18 protein-coding genes are annotated in these 20,696 nt (G+C 42.9%); 10 read left to right on the forward strand and 8 right to left on the reverse strand.

The window, feature by feature from the left end; all coding sequences use genetic code 11:
* The first annotated feature begins 158 nt into the window (after nucleotides 1-158).
* The 9 genes from L1D37_RS04825 (at nucleotide 159) to L1D37_RS04865 (ending at nucleotide 9,143) form a co-directional block, all read left to right on the forward strand.
* The gene (locus tag L1D37_RS04825; RefSeq protein ID WP_239847070.1) at nucleotides 159-1,421 is read left to right on the forward strand and encodes an amidohydrolase family protein; all 1,263 of its coding nucleotides are present in this window, start codon (nucleotides 159-161) and stop codon (nucleotides 1,419-1,421) included.
* 461 nt (nucleotides 1,422-1,882) lie between these two features.
* Nucleotides 1,883-3,292: a cation:dicarboxylase symporter family transporter gene (locus L1D37_RS04830; protein ID WP_239847071.1), complete on the forward strand. Its 1,410-nt coding sequence runs from the start codon at nucleotides 1,883-1,885 to the stop codon at nucleotides 3,290-3,292.
* Nucleotides 3,293-3,372: 80 nt separating this feature from the next.
* Nucleotides 3,373-4,821: an FAD-dependent oxidoreductase gene (locus L1D37_RS04835; RefSeq protein ID WP_239847072.1), complete on the forward strand. Its 1,449-nt coding sequence runs from the start codon at nucleotides 3,373-3,375 to the stop codon at nucleotides 4,819-4,821.
* A gap of 68 nt (nucleotides 4,822-4,889) precedes the next feature.
* Nucleotides 4,890-5,315, forward strand: a complete 426-nt coding sequence (locus L1D37_RS04840; RefSeq protein ID WP_239847073.1) for a rhodanese-like domain-containing protein — start codon at nucleotides 4,890-4,892, stop codon at nucleotides 5,313-5,315.
* A 428-nt stretch (nucleotides 5,316-5,743) separates the two neighbouring features.
* Nucleotides 5,744-6,679 carry a permease gene (locus tag L1D37_RS04845; protein WP_239847074.1) on the forward strand — a complete coding sequence of 312 codons (936 nt, stop codon included), beginning with the start codon at nucleotides 5,744-5,746 and terminating at the stop codon, nucleotides 6,677-6,679.
* A gap of 76 nt (nucleotides 6,680-6,755) precedes the next feature.
* The gene (locus L1D37_RS04850) at nucleotides 6,756-7,148 is read left to right on the forward strand and encodes a metalloregulator ArsR/SmtB family transcription factor (protein WP_008221742.1); all 393 of its coding nucleotides are present in this window, start codon (nucleotides 6,756-6,758) and stop codon (nucleotides 7,146-7,148) included.
* A 106-nt stretch (nucleotides 7,149-7,254) separates the two neighbouring features.
* The gene (locus L1D37_RS04855; RefSeq protein WP_239847076.1) at nucleotides 7,255-7,713 is read left to right on the forward strand and encodes a pentapeptide repeat-containing protein; all 459 of its coding nucleotides are present in this window, start codon (nucleotides 7,255-7,257) and stop codon (nucleotides 7,711-7,713) included.
* A gap of 256 nt (nucleotides 7,714-7,969) precedes the next feature.
* Entirely contained in the window at nucleotides 7,970-8,536 is a 567-nt protein-coding gene (locus tag L1D37_RS04860; protein WP_239847078.1) for a TetR/AcrR family transcriptional regulator, read from the forward strand.
* Between the two features lie 100 nt (nucleotides 8,537-8,636).
* Complete coding sequence (locus L1D37_RS04865; protein ID WP_102344704.1) at nucleotides 8,637-9,143, forward strand: GNAT family N-acetyltransferase; 507 nt, start codon at nucleotides 8,637-8,639, stop codon at nucleotides 9,141-9,143.
* Nucleotides 9,144-9,258: 115 nt separating this feature from the next.
* Here the strand turns inward: L1D37_RS04865 and L1D37_RS04870 are convergent, their stop codons facing one another.
* The 6 genes from L1D37_RS04870 to L1D37_RS04895 all read right to left on the reverse strand — a co-directional run bounded on the left by L1D37_RS04870 (nucleotide 9,259) and on the right by L1D37_RS04895 (nucleotide 16,183).
* Complete coding sequence (locus L1D37_RS04870; RefSeq protein WP_239847079.1) at nucleotides 9,259-10,680, reverse strand: DUF4041 domain-containing protein; 1,422 nt, start codon at nucleotides 10,678-10,680, stop codon at nucleotides 9,259-9,261.
* Nucleotides 10,681-10,983 carry a hypothetical protein gene (locus tag L1D37_RS04875; protein ID WP_239847081.1) on the reverse strand — a complete coding sequence of 101 codons (303 nt, stop codon included), beginning with the start codon at nucleotides 10,981-10,983 and terminating at the stop codon, nucleotides 10,681-10,683.
* Between the two features lie 223 nt (nucleotides 10,984-11,206).
* The gene (locus L1D37_RS04880) at nucleotides 11,207-12,220 is read right to left on the reverse strand and encodes a manganese-dependent inorganic pyrophosphatase (protein WP_239847083.1); all 1,014 of its coding nucleotides are present in this window, start codon (nucleotides 12,218-12,220) and stop codon (nucleotides 11,207-11,209) included.
* A gap of 391 nt (nucleotides 12,221-12,611) precedes the next feature.
* Nucleotides 12,612-14,051: a hypothetical protein gene (locus L1D37_RS04885; RefSeq protein WP_239847085.1), complete on the reverse strand. Its 1,440-nt coding sequence runs from the start codon at nucleotides 14,049-14,051 to the stop codon at nucleotides 12,612-12,614.
* A gap of 372 nt (nucleotides 14,052-14,423) precedes the next feature.
* On the reverse strand, nucleotides 14,424-14,876 hold the full coding sequence (locus L1D37_RS04890) for a septal ring lytic transglycosylase RlpA family protein (protein WP_239847087.1): 453 nt from the start codon (nucleotides 14,874-14,876) through the stop codon (nucleotides 14,424-14,426).
* Nucleotides 14,877-15,295: 419 nt separating this feature from the next.
* The gene (locus tag L1D37_RS04895) at nucleotides 15,296-16,183 is read right to left on the reverse strand and encodes a LysR family transcriptional regulator (RefSeq protein ID WP_239847088.1); all 888 of its coding nucleotides are present in this window, start codon (nucleotides 16,181-16,183) and stop codon (nucleotides 15,296-15,298) included.
* A gap of 98 nt (nucleotides 16,184-16,281) precedes the next feature.
* Here L1D37_RS04895 and nagE point away from each other — a divergent pair, with 98 nt between their 5' ends.
* Nucleotides 16,282-17,649, forward strand: a complete 1,368-nt coding sequence (nagE, locus tag L1D37_RS04900) for an N-acetylglucosamine-specific PTS transporter subunit IIBC (protein WP_239847089.1) — start codon at nucleotides 16,282-16,284, stop codon at nucleotides 17,647-17,649.
* Nucleotides 17,650-17,855: 206 nt separating this feature from the next.
* On the opposite strand, the gene L1D37_RS04905 is transcribed toward nagE, so the two are convergent.
* Both L1D37_RS04905 and L1D37_RS04910 read right to left on the reverse strand, forming a co-directional pair.
* Nucleotides 17,856-18,347, reverse strand: coding sequence for a VOC family protein (locus L1D37_RS04905; protein ID WP_239847090.1), 492 nt, complete (start codon nucleotides 18,345-18,347; stop codon nucleotides 17,856-17,858).
* A 248-nt stretch (nucleotides 18,348-18,595) separates the two neighbouring features.
* Nucleotides 18,596-20,500: a 5'-nucleotidase C-terminal domain-containing protein gene (locus tag L1D37_RS04910; RefSeq protein ID WP_239847091.1), complete on the reverse strand. Its 1,905-nt coding sequence runs from the start codon at nucleotides 20,498-20,500 to the stop codon at nucleotides 18,596-18,598.
* Nucleotides 20,501-20,696 lie beyond the last annotated feature (196 nt).

Below are 20,696 nucleotides of genomic sequence, written 5' to 3' on the forward strand. Positions count from 1 at the left end.
TAATTCGCTTCCCGCTATAAAGCAATTTTCAAAAATATAGAAAAGCACCAAAAGATAAATCTCATCATTGCTTGTCACCAAATGGCCATTTTTCAAATGCTGCCCGCCATAAGATAACTCCATCAGCGACACACACTCATTTCCAAAAGGTGCAGACTATGAAAAAGCTAATCACTAACGCGAACGTATTTAACGGTGTTGATAACAACCTAATCGAGAACGTATCACTTCTTATTGAAGACAACTTGATTACACAAATTGGCGAGGTTGATGCAACGTTAGCCGATGAAATTATCGATGCTCAAGGTGGCACGGTAATGCCAGGTTTGATTGATGCGCACGTTCATATCACGCTATCTGCACCTTTCAATGTGATTGATACCATGACACGTGAAGAAGTGGCGATTCGCTCAGCAAAGATTTCAGAAGAGATGCTGATGCGCGGCTTTACCACCATTCGTGACGTAGCGGGTAACACGCTTGGCCTTAAGAAAAGTATCGATAACGGCTACGCAACTGGTCCACGTATTCTGCCTTCAATGGCAGCGATTTCACAAACCAGTGGCCACTCAGATTACCGCCAGAACCAAGCGCAAGAACGTTTGGCTAACGGGCATGAAGACTCACCAATGATGAAGCTTGGTGCAATGCGAGTGGCTGATGGCCGTTCAGAAGTATTGAAAGCGGTACGTGAACAACTGTTTATGGGCGCGTCACAAATCAAGATCATGGCAGGTGGCGGTGCATCATCAACCTTCGACCCGCTAGACACGTTGCAGTTTACTTCTGACGAAATGGAAGCCGCAGTACAAGCCGCTTCAGACTATGGCACTTATGTTGCTGCGCACATCCACACTTCCGATGCGATGCGCCGTGCAGCGGAAGCGGGCGTGATGTCTTTCGAACACGCAACCATCATGGATGACGACATAGCCGAGATCATCAAAGAGAAAGGTATTTGGGTGATTCCGTCTTACTTTACCTCTTCACTGATTGCAGCGCGTAAGATCCCGCTACCAAACGAAGAGACATACCGCAAAACAGAGCGTGTAGGTAAAGCCATGTTCAAGTCGGCAGAGCTTATCAAGAAATACGATATCCAAAACATCGCGTTTGGTACCGACTGTGTCGGTGAAACCAATGTGCATGCAACACAATTGAATGAGCTTGGTGCAATTGAACAAGTATTCGATACCATCACGGCACTTCGCATGGCGACATCAAACTGCGGACGCTTGTTCGAGATGTCGACTTACCAACACCCTTACCAAGAAGGCAAGCTAGGTCAGATTGTTGAAGGTGCGTATGCCGATCTATTGATTATCGACGGTAACCCACTGGAAGGTGTGGCATGTGTAGCAAATACAGAGACACAAAAGCTGATCATGAAAGACGGCAAAGTGTATAAAAACAGCCTTTAATCGAAAGTCTAAAGATTAAAATAACAGCGGTGCTATGGCGAATTCGTCATGGCACCGTTTTATTTAAAACTCATCGCTCAAAGCCGTTCAATTCTTGATTTCCCCCCTGATTATCCCGCGGCACACTCACCCGAATAGATCCCATCATAAACCGCCAAGATTCACCAAACATAGCCACCAAATTTAGCTCATTTGACCAAGACGATACAGCGCCTAAAAAGACGAAGAAATTGCCCGTCATTCTGAAAAATGGCTGAAAAACACACCCGGAAAAGCGCCCGTTTCTTTATTTGAAAATTAATTGAGATTTTTTACCGTCTTTTTTTATCAAGCTCCGTCTTACAGGTATTCCTTCACTGGACAACGCTTCAAACCTTGTGCGCCTTTGGTAAAAACACCTCACACACATTCTGCGCCTCGATCTGGTGATTTTAATTAGCTGTAAATAATAGGAGCTGAAAATGAGCTTAACCTTACTGGCACTGAGTGCCATTTTCCTCGGCTTTTACGTCGTGCTATCTCGCTTTAAAAAACAGAAGAAAAGCTTCAACTTCCGTGTGCTTAGCGCACTGGCTGGCGGCCTTCTTTTTGGCGGCATTATCCAAATAGCACTAGGAACAGACAGTGCGGTTGGCCTGCAGTTCTCTGAGCTAATTTCTCTGTTCGGGAATGGCTACGTCAAGCTGCTGCAGATGATAGTGATTCCACTGGTGTTTGTTGCGATGACAGCTTCTGTTATGAACGTAGAAGGCACCAGCGCCCTCTCGAAAATCGCACCGAAAGTCATCGGTGTGTTGATTTTCACAGTGGCTATCTCGGCGATCATCGGTATTGCGAGTATCTACTTATTCAATATAGACGCGAACAGCTTAGTTTCTGCAATGGGGACTAACACCGCCATTGAAGCGCGCAGTGATAGCTTGCTTTCGACTCAAGAACTGATGTCGAACAACACCTTTACTAGCTTGGTGTTGTCTATCATCCCAGCCAATATTTTTGAGATGCTGACGGGTGCAGAAAGAACCTCAACACTGTCGACGGTTCTATTTGGTATGTTCCTTGGCTTTAGCATCCTACAAGTGAAAAAGCGTAAGCCAGAGAAAGTACAAAGTTTTGTTGATTTCATCAATGCAGCGAAAGAAGTCGTACTATCGATGGTGCGAGAAATATTAAAGCTTACCCCTTATGGCGTGTTCGCTTTGATGACCAAATTCATGATGAACAACGATTTGTTCGCACTCTCAGAAATGGGGCGATTCGTTATCGCAAGCTACGCAGCAATCGCAGTGATGTTTGTGGTTCACCTTGTGCTTGTAAGCTTATTTGGTTTGTCTCCAAAGATATTCGCGAAAAAATCTTGGCCTGTATTGGTCTTCGGCTTCGGTTCTCGCTCAAGCATGGCCGCCATTCCACTAAACGTAGAAACACAAACTCAACGCCTTGGTGTGGATGAAGAAACAGCCAATATGTCGGCAACATTCGGTACTAGTATTGGCCAAAACGGTTGTGCAGGTATTTACCCAGCAATGCTCGCCATCATGGCAGCGCAAGTAATGGGTATCCCAATTGACCTGAGCTTTGTTCTGCAACTTATCGCCGTGATTGCCATTGCTTCATTCGGTATTGCAGGGGTCGGTGGCGGCGCAACTTTCGCAGCGGTTGCCGTGCTAACCATCATGGGACTAGACATCACAATTGTCGCGATACTGGTCTCGATTGAAGCCTTGATTGATATGGCGCGTACCGCTCTCAACATCTCAGGTTCGATGTTGTCTGGCGTGCTGACTGCCAAAACTAACGGTTCATTAAATACAGAACAGTACAAAGCACAATCCCCGTCGAACACAGCCAATAACGAGATTCCTGCTTAACGCAAATCACTCAAGTTATTCAAATTCATCCAAATGAACACTGGGTGCGAATGCCGCGCCCTTATAAGAGAAGTACCACTATGAAAATCGTAATTTTAGGTGGCAGTGCCGCAGGTATGAGCTTTGCTGCCAAGTACAAAAGAAACCAACCGACAGATGATGTTATCGTGATTGAAAAACGCAGCTACCTTTCATTTGGTGCGTGCGGCCTACCCTACTTTGTTGGTGACAAGTTTCAAACTACAGAGCGCATGATCTCTCGCACACCACAGCAAGCCATCGATTCAGGGCTCGATGTTCACATCAATACAGAAGTGATCGCGGTGAATGCGGCCGAGCAAATCATCACAGTCAGCACGCAAGGCGAGTCACAAGATATTCCATTTGATAAGTTAATCATTGCGACAGGTGCGCGCCCTTTAATTCCAGATTTCGCGACCTCTTTTCGTGTGGGTAATCATGAGCGTGCTGATTCGAATAGCACCGAACACGTTTACACACTCACTAGCATGGAAGATGGCGTTGCCGTGAAACAAGCCATGCTCGCAGTAGATAAACCTCGCGTTGCAATCATTGGTGCAGGTTTTATTGGATTAGAGATGTTCGATGCGGCACATGACTTAGGAAAAGACGTCACCATTATTGAGCGCGAAGCGCACATCATGAGCCGCCAATTCAGCCCAGAGATGATCTCCGACGTCGAAGATGCCATTCGTGACTCAGGAACCAGTCTGCTGACCAATACCCAAGTCGAACACATCGAGCGTTTTGCTTCAAAAGACAGCGGCGAAGGAAATAATAAGAAAACGAGTTATCTGCTTACGGTGAGCAAAACTCAATCCACGACCAATACCACCAACGAAGCCATTAGCTATACGGCAGAACCTGAATACACCACGATTCAAGCCGACATCGTAATTCTGGCGCTTGGCTTCAAACCCAATACCGAATTGTTTGATGTACCAAAGCTCCCCAACGGCGCTTTGTTAGTCGATAAGTTTGGGGCGACACCCGTAGCCAATATTTACGCCGTAGGTGACTGCGCGACGGTTCATCACTTAGCGCTCGATCAGCCCGTGTATTTGCCACTTGCCACCACAGCCAATAAACAGGCTCGAATGATGGCCGACAAATTAGCAGGCAAAGAGACCTTCCTCGATGGTTTCTTAGGTTCATCGTCTTTGAAAGTGCTTGATTACGAGCTTGCTAGCACGGGCATTTCTCATTGGATGGCAAACCAATATGCAGTGCCAACCAGTACCTCTGTCATTAATGACAAGAACCAAACGGATTATTATCCCGGCCAAGAAGACATCAAGATAAAACTTGCTTACGACCCTGAATCTAAACGCCTTTTAGGTGGAGAAATTGTCGGTAAGAAAGGCGCTGTGGGTCGGCTAAATGCATTAGGCGTTGCGATTACTGCAGGCATGACGACTCAACAATTGGGTTACCTTGATTTCAACTACGCTCCTCCTTTTGCACGAACATGGGACGCGCTGAATGTGGCGGGCAATGTTGCGAAATAACTGTCATCTAACTTAATAAAATGCACTTAATTTAATCACCATCACCCAATTTAATGAGAGAGAAAACCATGGCACAAACCATTACCAAAGGCATTAAAGCCCTCAAAGAAGAAGCCTACCAAGTCGTTGAAGATATGTCGGTAGAAGAAGCAATAGCGCTATTCAACAGCAGCGACGACAAGCAAAACACACTTGATGACTACGTGTTTGTCGATGTGAGAGAAGCCGAAGAAAGAAACAAGCTTGGCATTATTCCCGGCGCTTTTACTTGCCCAAGAGGCATGCTGGAATTCTTGATTGATCCAGAATGCCCCGTTCACAATAAAGTATTCAACCAAGACAAAACCTACGTGTTCTATTGTGCCCACGGTTTGCGTTCTCTTTACGCTGCCAAGATGGCCGCGGAGATGGGCTTAAAGCCTGTTAAAAACCTCGCAGGTGGCTTTGCTGCTTGGGCAGAGCAATCAGGTGACATTGAAATGCCAACTCAATAAACATCCAACTCAATAAAATCGTACTGAGTTAAATCGAGCGTAGCGCTCAACTGTCCTAAGCTAATTCCTGCTACTCAGTATGTATTCGAGTATCGATCCTGCCCGGTGATACTAGACGTTATATTCTGTGCTTGCCTCGCATTCACAGAATGTAATTCCCGAATAACCCACACATTCCCGCTGTCTCATTATTATTTTTCAAATAACTTGTCTTACTTTCACCCTCTATCCCTCGCCTTACATGAATAATTTAAGCTATTGATTTTTATAAGTTAAAAAAATAAAGACACAACTACCCCGAAAGAAAACCATAAACCACAAGCACACTTAACCTAGTTTATTTTCAATTAACTTAAATATACACACTTGCACAATTGTGCATGCGTGTATATGATTCAGCCTCTTTTCACTTGCTAGAGATTCCAATTGTGGATGCTAAATTAGTTATTGCGTTAAATGAGTTCTTTTATGTGGCCAAAGGTCTGGTCGTTATCATCGCCATTGTGTCGGTTCTGACTGGCATCATGCGAGAATATATCCCTCAAGATAAACTCCAAGCGACGCTGACCAAACACGATAAATGGGGAACCTTGTTGGGCGCATTGTTCGGGATGTTGACTCCGTTTTGTAGCGCAGCCGTGGTTCCGGTGACCATGGCAATGGCGTCGATGGGTGCATCATTAGGTACTGTGATGAGCTTCATCATCTCGGCGCCACTGTGTAACTTCATCGTATTGGCGATGGTGTATGCCGCGTTCGGATTGAAGATCACCGTGGTGTACTTCTTGGTGACCTTTACCGCAGCGGTTCTTGGTGGTTACTTGATTTCTAAATCACCTTGGAGAAACGAGATCAAACGTGGTGCTGAGCTTGAAGACACCAAAGGCAAAGGCTGCTCAGGTTCAAGCAATACCAAAAACACAGACAAGACTTGTGGCGCGGCTTCTTCTTCAGCATCAAGAATGCGTAATGCAATGGGTGGAGCTTGGGCTTTGTTCAAACGAATCATCCCATATGTACTATTGGGTGCAGCGATCAGTGGGTTCTCGGCAGCTTACTTGCCTGCAGACTTGGTAGAGAAATACGTGGGTGGTGATAGCTTCCAATCTATCGTGGTCGCTTCATTGATTGGTATCCCGCTTTACCTACGTATCGAGATGGCGATTCCACTGCTTAACGTGTTAATTGCCAAAGGAATGGGCTTAGGCGCGGCATTGGCACTTATTATTGGCGGTACAGGTGCCAGTTTGCCTGAAATCGCGCTAGTATCTGCAGTTCTAAAAAGAAAAGCCGTAATCGCGTTTGTAGGAATCGTCTTAACGACAGCCATCATTGGTGGCGCTATCTTCCAATACGTTGTGTAAAATCGGTTACTCAGAACAAAATAAAACTTCGCGCCGCTCATAGAGAGTGGCGCTACTCAGTTGGAAGGGTAAAACCATGATGGATGAAAAATACATTGATTCGCTAAAAGCCTTATCAGAACCCAATCGACTGCGATTGTTCTGGTTGTTCCTGCATGTGGATGAATGCATGGCAGTGGCTGAAGCAATGGATATCATTGGTGAAACTCAATACAACGTGTCTCGTAATCTAAAAATGCTCTACAAAGCTGGCCTGCTCAACCATGAGAAGAAAGGCAAGTGGGTGTTCTACACCTTAAAAGAGCAAACTGCTCCGCACTGCAAAGCCTTGGTCGATTCAGTAAGACACTTACCTGAAGATGATTTCAAAGAAGTGGTTAAACGCTGCCTGATTCGTTTATCAATGCGAGTTGATGGTGAATGTGTTGTCGGCCCAGACAGCGAGATTTGGCACAGCAAAATTAGCTAGCTCTCGATGCTCAATAGATAGAAGCTCGATAACAAAAGAGAGACAGCGAGACACACAACAAAGGGATGCCCAATAAGTGTCCCTGTTGAAAATGGTGGTGTGAACTATGAATACCTACACTCAGCAAGAGCTTGACTCTATTTTTGAACAACACAAACTGTGGCTAGAAAACCAAGGCGGCGAAAGAGCACAATTACGTAATGCCGACCTAAGCCACTTAGCACTTCAAAACCTAGACCTGCGTTGTGCCAGCCTAATCCGAGCCAACTTTAGTGGCGCCGATTTATCAGGCACAAACATGAATGAGGCTGACATCACTTACGCCAATTTCAGCCACGCGAACCTGAACAACGCGACATTCCGTGATGCTGATTTGCGAAACGCAGACATGAGCCACTCACAAATGCTCAACGTTGATCTGTATCGTGCGGATCTATTCCGTACCGATTTCAGTCACGCCAATCTCGATGATAACGCCCTCAACCGTGTCGACCCAAGCAACACCATCATCAAACTGCGTAACCCAAACCAAGAATGTTTCGCGGCCTCGTTAGGCAAACAATAAACCAACTAACTCCGTTCTATAGCTAAAGAGCCTCCCTGTTCTTTAGCTTGCTACTCCTCGTAAACTTCCGCTCCAGACAAACCTCGAATCCAAACAAAGTGCAGTTCGACGTCACTCTCACTCAAGAAAAACCCGCCAAACATCGATCCTAAACAACGATCTTTAAAGATCTTGCGCCCCTCATTGTTGTTGTATATTATCCGCACCATGAATTACAGACCGGATAGTCGGTTTGTAAATTAATTGAGTGATTCCCATGGACAAGAAGCAGCAAGCAATCCAAGCCGCGATTGAATTATTCGCAACACAAGGCTTTGAAAAAACGTCTATCGCACAAGTATGTGAAACGGCGAAAGTATCGAAGGGTTTAGTTTTTCATCATTTCAAAAACAAAGATGATCTACTAAGACAAGTGTTTGTTCGCATGGCTGAAATCATTAGCGAAGTTGGCGAAAGTGTTGACCAATCGAGTGAAGGAATGTCGGCAAAAGAGAGGTTTGTTAACCTTATCGAGCACATCTTCTTGTCGATGGCCGACCCACAACAAAAGCGGTTTTATCAACTTGATTACCAATTGAAATGCCAGCCCTCAACAAGGCTGATATTGAAAGACCTATTAGATGAACGCTATCAACTGATGATGGAATCTTTCGAAGTGATTGTTCGTGATATTCCAAACACCAACAGCATGGTTGATGGCCACATGTTAATCGCCGATATCGATGGTATCGCACTCAATTACTTGTTCGCGGATGGTGATTACCCGTTAGAACAAATTAAAGAACGCTTCATAGCTAAGTACTTACTGCTGCTGGATTTATAAGTACCTTGCTTAAAAGCTCAATAAAACGTTGTTGGCTATCTAAAGCAATCAGATACCTGAAAATGCCAACGACAAATAATTTAAGTTAGGAATTTTTCAAATGAAAACCCCTTATGAAATTCAATACGAAGCTTTCGCCGCTGCTGGCGGGCTTTATGACGAACGCCATGCAAAACTGTACGCAGAATTTGCCGACGATCTTATTGCCGACGGCAGCTTTTCTATCGTGCATGAAGGCGTAGCACACGCATGCTACACCCCAATCACAATAGACGCAGCACCACACCTGAAGTGTTATGTGTTAGCACCTTTAGCTGTATTGCCAGAATACCAAGGCAAAGGCTACGCGACTCGATTAATGGAAGAAGCCGAGAAACAACTCGACGCTGACGTTATCTTCGTGATGGGCGAACCGTTCCACTACGGCAACCGCTACAACACGCCACACAACGTGCTTCCGCCAGTAAGAACACTTGCACCACTTGAGTGCTGGTTCGCTAAAGCACTGACCCCTGGCGCACTAGACGGCGTGGGTGAATCAACCTCAAGCGTCACAGGCCCTTACGCAAGCGAGCTAATGTGGGGACACCCAAGCGAGCAGGTTTAAGATAAATCAGATAAGAAAAATGGAACGCTCAGGCGTTCCATTTTTGTTTGGGTGGAGCGTAATACTCTAAGTTCTGATGAAAAAATCGAGCTAAGCTATCTTAGATCGAATATGTTTACGCTGCATCTTGGAGTCTTAAGCTTTCATAATAGTCTTCTGCGAGAGCCGTCATTTTAAACTCAGCTTCAAAGCCAGCGATTTTTTCTACAGCTTCTTGTATAGATTCCAAATCAACTTGGAAAAACTCTTTGCGGGTATTAACCGCGTTTACACGTTGAGTATGAAACTCTCTATGTAAAGCAGCCTCTAAAGCAGGAGCATCATCGGCATAAATCATAGCGTGGACATCAAAAGAGAATGGTACGCTTGCATCCCCTAGTTCTTTAACGCGATCCATTGGCTCAAGTCTTCTCGTTAAACCAATTTTATAGACATCTTCACCAAATGAGCCGATGTTACTAATCACGTAAACATGCCCTTTTCTAGTTTGTTCTGCCATGCTCTTAGCTCGTTGTTCTTTAGATTCAGCTTCTTCGAGTCGAGTTTGCAGCTCTGCTATTCGACGCTCCATGAGCTCTTTCTCTTCATCTGAAGCATCATTTAATTCTTCACGTGCTTTTTCAAGCATCTTGCGATACATCTTCTCTTCTTTTTCAGCATCAGCAATTGCTTTTTGGAACTCCTTTATAGCTCGCTGTTCTTCACGAATCTGCTCTTTAATTAATTTCTGTTCAATTTGCTCTTCTTCTTTCTTGAGCATGTATTGATATTGGAGTTTACACTCCTCAAATTTTAATTCGATATAGTCCAAATTAAAGCCGCATTCAAAAGTAGCACAAAGCTTTTCAATATTATTAGCTAGCTTCTCTATGCGTTCTAATGTTCGAGCAAAGCTACTTGGCGACACTTTTCCTATTAAGAAGTCACATTCTGTATTAAACGCAGTCAGCATTAACTTAACTTGTGCATCTAGGATTTTTCTATTGTAAGCAGCATCATTAGAGATAACCGTGTAGCTTGGATAAATAATCGCAGTTTTATCTTTGATCATCTCTTTTTGAGATAGCCTAACTTCCTTAATTTCTTCAGCAAAGCGAACTGACGTCTCGTACAAATATTGTGGCGTTTCAAAATGACCACATGAAGTGTACTCATCAATTCGAGAATATAAGTCAAGCTTACCCATGAGTTCATCAAGAGCCTTAGTATTCATCTCAAATGAAGAGTTACTATCTACGATACCTAGCTCCACAGCTTCAAGTTCTTTTGTTTTTTGAGCTAAACTCTCAGCAATTGTATTCTCATTTTTCTGAAGAGCCCTCAACGATTCAGTCTCATTAAATATAGAATCTAGTTCTCTCGCGGCTTGTTCGGATTCAGTCTTCACCACATGTAGTTCGTTTTTTATGAGCTTAAGTGCCTCATCGATTGACTTATATTCCGCTACTTTTTTGTTGGCACTATTTTTAGTTAGGATATAGGTCAAGATAATTAATACCGCGGCTGAAACGACAACTATTAGTAAATTATTATCCATTTACTTTAAAACCTCTTTGATAAATTGTTTTCTTAATGAAGAGCGTTCAAGACAGCGCTCGTTGTATTCATCTTTCGCTTCAACCAAGGATTCTTTAAACGCTCTTTTTACTTCTGAGGCTCTCTTTTTCTCAGTTCGTTCAACGTCTTTTAACCGGCGTATCCTTTCACGCTCAACTCGTGATTCTTCACGTTCAGCTGCTTTACGGCGCTTTTCAGATTCCCGTATAGAACGCTTGTTTGCTTTATCTATAGCTTTAACAACTCTAATCGCTGTTCTTAAACCACTACCACGTCTAGCCAAAACTTCACCGTATACCATATAGATGTTGATGACCGACATTAACACAAGTGGACATTTAATCTTTAATACACATCAAGTTTGATATTTAGGCGAACTAAACAATATGGACTCATTATCAAATTAACGTGATTGCTCACATTATAAAAAGATGTGGTTTTAACTCTCCCCAAAACAAAAAGGGATTGGTATCTCTACCAATCCCTCTACCAAGCTCTCTTAATACTTACAAGCTCTCAATTGCCTTTTGAACTGCAGGGCCAATCTGGCGCTTACGTGAAGTGACGCCTTCCAACGTCAGCATGTCGCTGGTTGGTTCAGCATTGAAAGCCGACTTGATGACTTGATAGTCGCTTTCGTCCACCCACAGTAGGTTCGCCTTTTTGTTCTTAGTGTCTGTGATTGAGAAGAACAGATGGTCTAAGCCGTTCTCTTCCTTATAAGACTTCATCGCTGCCAAAAGCTCGTCTTTACGGTCAATCAGTTGTTGAGCCGTTAATGTTTCAGCAACGCCGATGCCCACCTGTTTACCACCGTACTTAAAGTTCTTGTAGTCCAGCGTCAGAATGGTTTCAGAAGAAAGATGGCTAAGGTCTGATTTAGCAATCAACATTTGTTGGCCGAAGTCTTCGATATCTGAAATGCCTGCAACCTTCGCCAGCTTCTCTGCGTATTCACGATCATGATCTGTTATAGTTGCAGATTGGAATACCACGGTATCAGAAAGAATCGCACCCAATCCAACACAAGCGAGGTGTTTAGGTAAGGTCACATCGAGCTTTTCAGCGTTATCCGCCAGAATAGTCGCAGCTGAACCCCAACCTCGAATATCCATCTCGACAATCTGCGGTGTGTTAATCGGTGAGCCACCAATCGCGTGATGGTCGACCACTGCCACAATAGATGCTTGGTCAATGGTTGGCGCTAATTGAGTCACTTGGTTGAAGTCCACCAGCCCTACTCGGTATGAAGAGTAATCTGTCTCTACTCGTGGCGATTCTGCATTACAGTAGTTCAAGATAAACGTCGATTCAGGGTTGATTGGCTCTGGTACTGTCGCCGTACCACCATAAATATGAGCCGCGAGCATTGCAGACATTACCGTGTCGCTATCTGGGCTAAGGTGCCCCGTCCATACGAGATCTTCACTGTTTTCATTGGCAGATTGTTGCAAGCTAAAAGCAAAACTTGCTGAGCTGAAAGACATGATTACGGCGGCAACGACAGGTGTTAGCTTCACGGGTATTTCCTTATTTGGATTCGTTTTAGAACCCCATAAGCTAGCCATCAAAAATTTCAGAACCGTTTCAGCGATGTTTCAGGTTTACTTCAATGAGTAACGAAATGTAATTCGCCTTTCTTTTCCCATTGTTAGCAAAGTTACACATCATTTTGGATTAGGTCAGCTTTTCATTATTTCACAATGAATTTTAATGAAGCTTGGTGAACCGACATTTAAGCCACTGAACTAACTAGATACAAAAGATCCAATTCAAATTCTAAGAATTAAATAATCTAATTAAAAATTAACGCTAGGAAGGATCAAAAAAGGCTGCAAAAGCAGCCTTTATAGAATGTGTATGAATGTTATGCTCTTGCACTTCAAACGGAAAACCGAATGCTAAATAGGTTTAACTTGAACAGTTAGCCTCTGACAAACCAGATTCAGACGTACCACATTCCGTTTTATGAGTGCCGTCTTTATAACTTGTGAAACGCTCCCAGTCACCACTGCTACTATGGCTTGTCATTACTTGAGTTGGATTTGTACCAAACTCATTTTTTGTACGAGACCAGAAATCTGCACCGTGTCCTTCCTCACTATAGAAGTCGGTATCAATCACATTACGAACTGGAGTTAAGTCAGATGCCGTAATGGTGTCGGTCACACCAATTAAGTGACTGAACCCACTATCGTTACCATCGTCATAACTATGATCTGAATAACTAATAAGGTCAGAGCCATCATAATCTTTAGTTACTAAAGCCTGAACCGTGAAAGTATTAGTTAAAATAAGGCTACTACAATCGCTCCAGTCTCCAGCTTGACCATAGACAGTGTTACGAACACCTGACGAATCCTGAGAGATCGTTTCAAGCCACTCACTTACTGAACAACCATAGGCATTACCCGCAATTTCCATAGATATCGTTTTCTCAATATTTACGCCATCTCGAACTGTAGTTTCCATAGTATTCTTATCATGCAGCTGAACTTTATTATTGAGGTCACCCGACATCTCATGAGTTTCTGACTCAAAGTTACCGTTAGACATTTGCACGAATTGGTAGCGATACCAGGCATCCTTATAGTTGTTATTAGAACTATCCCATTTGCCCATGAAGTATTCGACCCAAGCAAAGTCTGCTTCTGGGTATTGATTGATTAGTTCCCGTGTATCTGCATATGACTTTTGTAATCCGGGAACAATATCTTGAGCGATTTGATGCACTTCATCATTGCCAGACTCAATATAATCACCATACAATTCATCTACTGTGATGTTGTAACGACGAGCAACGTGAAGTTCTTGCTCAATTAGACGTTCAGCTATGTCGTCTCTCAGCTCTTGTTCTTCTAGCAAAGACTCACAAGAAAGCTCCTGAGAAGTGCTTTCGCGTAACTCTTTTTCTACTTCATTCCAAACCACAGAGGTTAATGGTGTTAAGTTGTATAGCTCTTCATCTGTACTCAACGCATATTGAGGAGGTATCACCATCGTATAAGCGTCTTCAATTGGAGTATCAGGAAAATCAGTATCGATAGCACCTTCCGGAACATCTACCACAATAGGAACATATTGCGCGCACTCACGATAAGTTGATGGTATATCTAAACTAAAATCGCCCTGTTCTTTAGTGACAACATTAGGTTCATTGGCATCCAACTCATTATTGAAATTCAGGTCGAGATAAACCGTAGCCCCAATAATATAGCCATCAATAACCTTTCCTGAAATAGAGGAAATATTGGAATCTCCCCCACTGTTGTCACTGCTGCTACCACTACTCCCACCGCAACCAACTAAGCCAACGGCAAGCCCACAAAGCACAAGCTTTTTCATTTTCATTTCGATCGATACCTAACGGTTAATATTGTTATTGTTTTCAAAGTAGGCTGACACTTACTCGTGAAGCAATATATAGATTTTCAATGGGACCGTATGATGTATTGATCACATCGCGATAAAAATGAATGTAACTTTATCTAGTGCAATTATCTGTTATTAATCATCTATTTCTTACTACTTGAAACAAAGTTAAGAATGGTCCTAAACAAAAAAGGATTGGCATCTTTGCCAATCCTTTTAGATTCACTCAAGTGAAGACCTTCTCAAAGCTGAATATGCTTAGTACTTATAGAGTTATGTATTCAGTTCCTCCCCTTTCCATTGCTGGTAAGGGATCGGAGATGTAAACCAAGGGGAGGCTAGGAGGGGATTCTAATGCTTGTACCTAAAGGTATTGCTGTCATCAACAATCTCGATATTGACAGGCACGGTGCCTTGTTTAACGTTGCCTATTTTTGCAAATGCCTTGTGCGAGAGGTCAATCACTCGCCCTTTTACGTAGGGGCCTCGGTCATTAATCTTCACATCAACAGACTTATTATTAGCGGTATTGGTCACTCTCACGATAGTGCCGAAAGGTAAGGTTTTATGAGCCGCAGTATTCGCATTCATATTATACGTTTCACCACTTGCTGTGAGCCTTCCATGGAATTTATCGCCATACCAAGATGCTTTACCAGCAAGAGCATGTGACTTGGCATATTCCTTTGTTTTAGAACTGCCGACAGCCGACGTTGAAGTGCATCCGGCTAATATCATAAGAATAAGAGCGGTAAAGATAATATGTAATTTTTTCATGTAATTTGGGGGCGCTAATCTCTGCATGTTTCTCTATTTTCGTTGTTATTGGTTAGCAATATAGTGCTGAGTATAGTCACTGCTCAGCTAAGGCTACCATTCGGTATGATGGCGCAATGTTTTCATGAACAACACTTTATTCCGTCATATTCATGAAAGGTTTTATCGTCAAAACGTCAACTTTAACAACGCCTTAAATCTGTATCTTTCTTAATCACTTTATGTAGATAAGTCACCCAACCAAACATCCAAATACAAAAAAGGGACTGGTATCTCTACCAATCCTCTTTAGGGGGGGGTCTACCTTTTAGAAGGCAGTAACGCGATTACTCGTAATCAGTCGCGTATGTATCTTCGTATGTATGCGAGCAAGGTTTGAATGCTACACCTCATAAGCATTAATTCGGCTCACTATTCTGATCAATAGAGTGCCTAATTAAAATACACTAACTACAGTCCTGCATAATCATCGACTTCAATATCTCTCTAATAGAAGTGAATACATTGTCAATAACACCAACATTCTGAATAATATCAACATTTTCAACCCATCCTAGATGTTCATGTTCTAAGACTAAAGGAACTAATTTCCCTTCTTCAACTGCCGACTTAGCAATAGGTGCAGGCAAAATTGTCCAACCTAAAGAAGCTTTAGCCATCTCTAAGAGAACATAGTAGTTATCGGCATACCAGATATCAGGAGAAATAGGTAACTGTCGAAATTTGTTCTCATTATTCTTAGATTCTATTTTCAGCTGTCTATGTAGCTTTAATGAGTCTTTAGTAAATTGAACACTTCCAGCTAAGGGGTGCTGTGAGCTCACATAAGCCTCGAATTTAATTGACCCTATATTCTCAGAGTTCATTTTATTCGGTTGTAAATGCTGACTGAATACAACACCCACCTGTGCTCGATCGTTAGACACCAGTTCTAAAACATCATGACTATTAGCAATAAGTACTTCGAGTTGTAACTGAGGATAATTGTTAACTAACTGGGGGAGTAGAGCGGCTAGTTGCGTATATGGAGCTCCTTCATCTAAGGCAATGGTAACCTTTTTCGACTCATTTACACCGAGTGCTTCCAATTGCATCTCAAGCCGATTGTGTTGCTCGACAACAGCTAAGGCATATGGAAGCAAGTTCATTCCTGCTTCGGTCAACTGAGGATAGCGACCAGTTCGATTAAACAAGATCTGATTACAATCAATTTCCATATTAATAATATTTTGACTAATTGTAGATTGTGCTTTGCCTAGCTCTCGCGCTGCTTTAGAAAATGAGCCAACTTTCACTGTAGTCGTAAAAGAAAGCAGTTGCTCCAAGTTCAACATATCGTCCCAACCGATGGATTGTAATTTTCATAAAGATTAAAGGTCAGTGATAATTCTTGCAATAGCTTTATCAGACTTACTAATTTTTGGAGAATTAAATGAATGTACTAGGTTATCTACAACGGCTCGGCAAAGCCCTAATGTTGCCTATCGCCACCCTCCCAATTGCCGGGATTTTGTTACGCTTGGGGCAACCCGATGTATTTGATATCCCTTTCATTGCAGAGGCGGGCAATGCCATTTTTAGCCAGTTGCCGCTCTTATTTGCCGCAGCCTTAGCTGCAGGCCTGAATAAAGATAATGATGCAGCAGGAGCGATTGCTGGTATTGTTGGCTACTTTGTATTGACCGAAGCTCTTGCTGTTTTGGACCCGAGCCTAAATCTAGGTGTCTTTGGTGGCGTCATTATGGGTATAACTGCGGGCGAGTTATATCGTCGCTTCCATACTATTCGCCTTCCTGAGTTTTTAGGGTTCTTTGCTGGCAAACGGTTTGTTCCAATAATCACCGGAGTGAGCGCATTAGTGATAGCTCTCATCATGAGTGTTGTATGGCCGACAGTCAGTACCGGTATAGACATCATGAGTAATTGGATGCTTGAGAGTGATATTGGAGGTAAGTTTGGTTATGGCTTCGTTAATAGGATGCTGTTGCCCATTGGTTTACACCATATTCTAAACTCAATTGTTTGGTTTGGTATGGGCGAATATGAGGGTGTTACAGGTGAAATGCTACGTTTTGCTGCAGGTGACCCATCAGCAGGCCTAATGCTATCTGGTTATTATGTCGTGACTTTATTTGCTCTACCTGCTGCCTGTTTAGCTATTTACCAATGCGCGCACAAAGATAAAAAAGCTGCAGTTGGTGGAATGTTAGCCAGTATCGCGTTTACCGCATTTTTAACAGGAATAACAGAACCGATAGAATATACATTCATGTTCTTAGCACCAGTTTTGTACTTCTTCCATGCAATATTAACTGGTCTAGCATTAGTTATAGCTGCTGCACTTAATATTCATATGTCATTTGGCTTTTCTTCTGGCCTAATTGATTACTTCATTTTCTTTAATGCACCTGCCGCCAATAATGCATGGATGCTACTTCCACTGAGCCTAGTGTTTGCACTTATTTATTACACACTATTTGTATTTGCAATCAAACGTTTTGATATCAAGACACCAGGCCGAGAAGATGAAGTAGAAGCAACGGTTGTTGCATCAAAAAATGAAGATGAGTTAGCACAACAATACTTATTGGCCTTAGGTGGTAAATCTAACTTAGAGTCAATTGATGCATGTATTACTCGCTTACGTTTAACGCTTATTAACCCAAGTTTAGTTGACGAAGATACGTTGAAACAACTAGGGGCAAAGGGAGTCGTCAAAGTGGGTGAAAAGAATTTACAAGTAGTTCTGGGACCCCTTGCAGAAATTATGGCTGGTAAAATGAAAAATACGTCAGCTTAACGAATCAAAGGGAATTCCCTCCCCTTTGTTGCACTCTAGTCAAGTGCGGGAGGGCTAATCAGCCCTCCGATTCAGGTGGTCATTTTATGGCCACCTTCTTCACTCTAATATCTTCAAAACGGGACACAAAAAAAGGACTGGTATCTCTACCAATCCTCTTTAGGGGGTGTTTCGGTTTTTCTACCTTATAGAAGGCAGTAACGCGATTACTCGTAATCAGTCGCGTACGTATCTTCGTATGTGTGCGAGTAGAATTCGAATAGGTTGCCAAACGGGTCTTCTAGGTAAACCATTTGTGCTTGTTTTAGTTCGTCTTCTGGGTGGTAACGGTGAATATCCATGCGTACTTTACCGCCAAACTCTTCAACGCGCTTAATAGCTGAATGAAACTGCTCTTTTGGAAGCTGTAGACAGAAGTGGAAGATGCCTAGGCGAGAGAAATCAACTTCGTGACGCTCTTGGCGATCTTTCATTTCGAACAGCTCAACACCGATACCATCAGATGTAACTAGGTGTGCAATGTTGAAGCCTTTGAAGCCTTCGCCAAATACTGCGATACACATGCGGCCGATTGCTGATTCGCGTTCTTCCATCACCTTAGTGTTGTTCATTACAACTCTTAGACCTAGAGCCTTAGTGTAAAACTCTACAGCTTGGTCCATGTCGCCTACCATGATGCCTACGTGATTCATTTTCATAACTTTCTCCAATTCGTTTTTATTCTGTGCTTTTCGAAGTCTAGCTTCGGTATTTCGTTTCGATGGAGAGAGTATAGGGAGACATTTTGATTAAATGAAATTATCATAAATTATATTAATGATAATTTTATGTTATTAAGAGTTCTTTGAATTTTGAATGGCGTTGGTTAACGAGCATGTGCCCTAAGAGCTCTTGCTCTTAGAACACATAGATCATATTGACGATTGTTAGTGGTAATTATTAGACATTAATTCAGCGCTTCGATGAGCGTGATCTCACGTTTGATCTGCTCACTCTCTTGCTCAGTCGCTTGCGTCAGTTTGTTTTTACGTGCCGTTATAGCTGCTTGTTTAGCTTCGTCGGTGTCGAACATCAGACCTTTTACATTGATTGAAGCGATATTCGTGTAGCGACCATCGTCACTTGTTGGGATTGATATAACTTCATCATTGATCAATGATTTTACGATCTCACGTTGTGCGCCGTAGTGACTATCTAAACCAGAAAGTGTCCAGCGCTGTTGAGGCCTGCCTTCATACTGGCCATTCTTTTCTTCTGTTAGATACTTGATGGTCATGTTACGAATTGTGCCCGCTTCCTCACCGTACTCTTCCTCTGTATCAAACAATACAGGGAATGATTCGCCTTCTAGAACACCACCTTTTTTAGTGAGGTGACCCATTCGATAGCTATTCATACCAATACGGATTTCGGTTTCATCTTTAACAGGCGTGCCATCTGCAAACTCAAGGTTAGTAATACGTTTACCTGCGGGCTGAGTTAGGTCAATGGTATAAGTGACTCCTGCAAAGAAATCATTGGTCGAGTATTTGGATGCTCTACGATCTGGATTAAAGCTGTAGGTGACATCTCCAGGTTGTACCGAGTTGAAGTAACCAGCAGACCACTCCATGTAGGTTTTGAGTTCTGCGCCTGTCATTTGATAAACAGTGATTTCGCCACCAGCATATTGGTAGTTGTAAGCGATGTCTTTGGCTTTAATCGGACCAACATCTAGCTCTGCATTGTCATTATCAATTTGGAGTGCGATAACATTAGCTTTTGGCGCATAGAAGAAGCTCGCTTCTTGGTATAACGCACTAATACCGGTGTCTTGAATATGGACTTGAGGGATACCGCGGATTTCATTTTCAGGGACCAAGTCAACGCCAGTTAGCTGAGCCACAGGTCGATTAGCCATTTCTCGAAGTTGTTTGTGATACGGCTGGTACAGCGCATCCATATCCTCATCGGAATCAACGCCATTAATCTTGTAGGTGAAGCTGTCTTTATTCACTAGAGTGAATTTGCCATCGCGCTCTTCAAATTGAAGGTCGATACGAGATAGAGCTCGGCCATACTTGTCAGGCTCGGTAATAATCACCCCGTTCACAACCGCCTTATCAATACGAGTATGCATGTGACCCGCAACAATGGCATCAAGCTCTGGGTTAGCATTCGCAATGTCGGTAACACCTGTATTCGCGATGTCATTTTCGTTTTCAATACCCATGTGTGCAACCAATACGATGGCATCTACTTGGTCATCAATCTCTTTGATTATTTTCTTCACTTCCAGTGTCGGATTAGTGAAAGTGACGCCTTCTAAACGGTTGGTACCTTGTGCAAAGACTTCTGTCATTGGGGTGTCCATTCCTATCACACCAATCTTAACTCCGCCGCGTTCTAGAATGGTGTAACCCGGTAGGAATGGGTTTCCATTTTTGTTCTTAATGTTGCCACCTAAAGACTGACCCTTAAATTGAGTAACGGCTCTGTTGAGCGTTTTAAGGCCGAAGTCGAATTCATGATTACCTAAAACCCACACATCATATTTCATGTGGTTGAAGCCAAGCATCATTGGGTCAACGGGATCATCTTTGAATGTTTCTACGAAGTTACCTTGAATGGTATCACCAGCATCTACGAGGATAATGTTCGACTGCTCTTCGCGGATATCACCCACTTTCGTTGCTATTTGGCTTAAGCTGCCGCGAGTGTTGAGTTTATCTGACGCGTAGTCCCACGCCATAAAATGACCATGGATATCTGAAGTGCCAAGTATCGTGACGTCGTGTATGTCACCGTCAGCGGCAAAGGTAGGAAAAGTAAGAGAAAGTAGGATTGCACTGGATAATAGTTGTCTTTTCATCTGCATGTTCACATAGTGGATAAAGTATGACGCCACCATATAGAATCGAGCCTAGCTCATGGGTGACTAGTGTCATACTTTTAGTAATACAAGCTTTTGATATTTCAAATAAACGTGATTGCTAACAACCTTAAAACAGCTTATGTAACTATGCGAACCACATATCAAGTTATGTGGCTCTGCTTAAACGTCCTAA

It is taken from the genome of Vibrio sp. Isolate33 (genome assembly GCF_022397895.1).
Taxonomy (GTDB): domain Bacteria; phylum Pseudomonadota; class Gammaproteobacteria; order Enterobacterales; family Vibrionaceae; genus Vibrio; species Vibrio pomeroyi.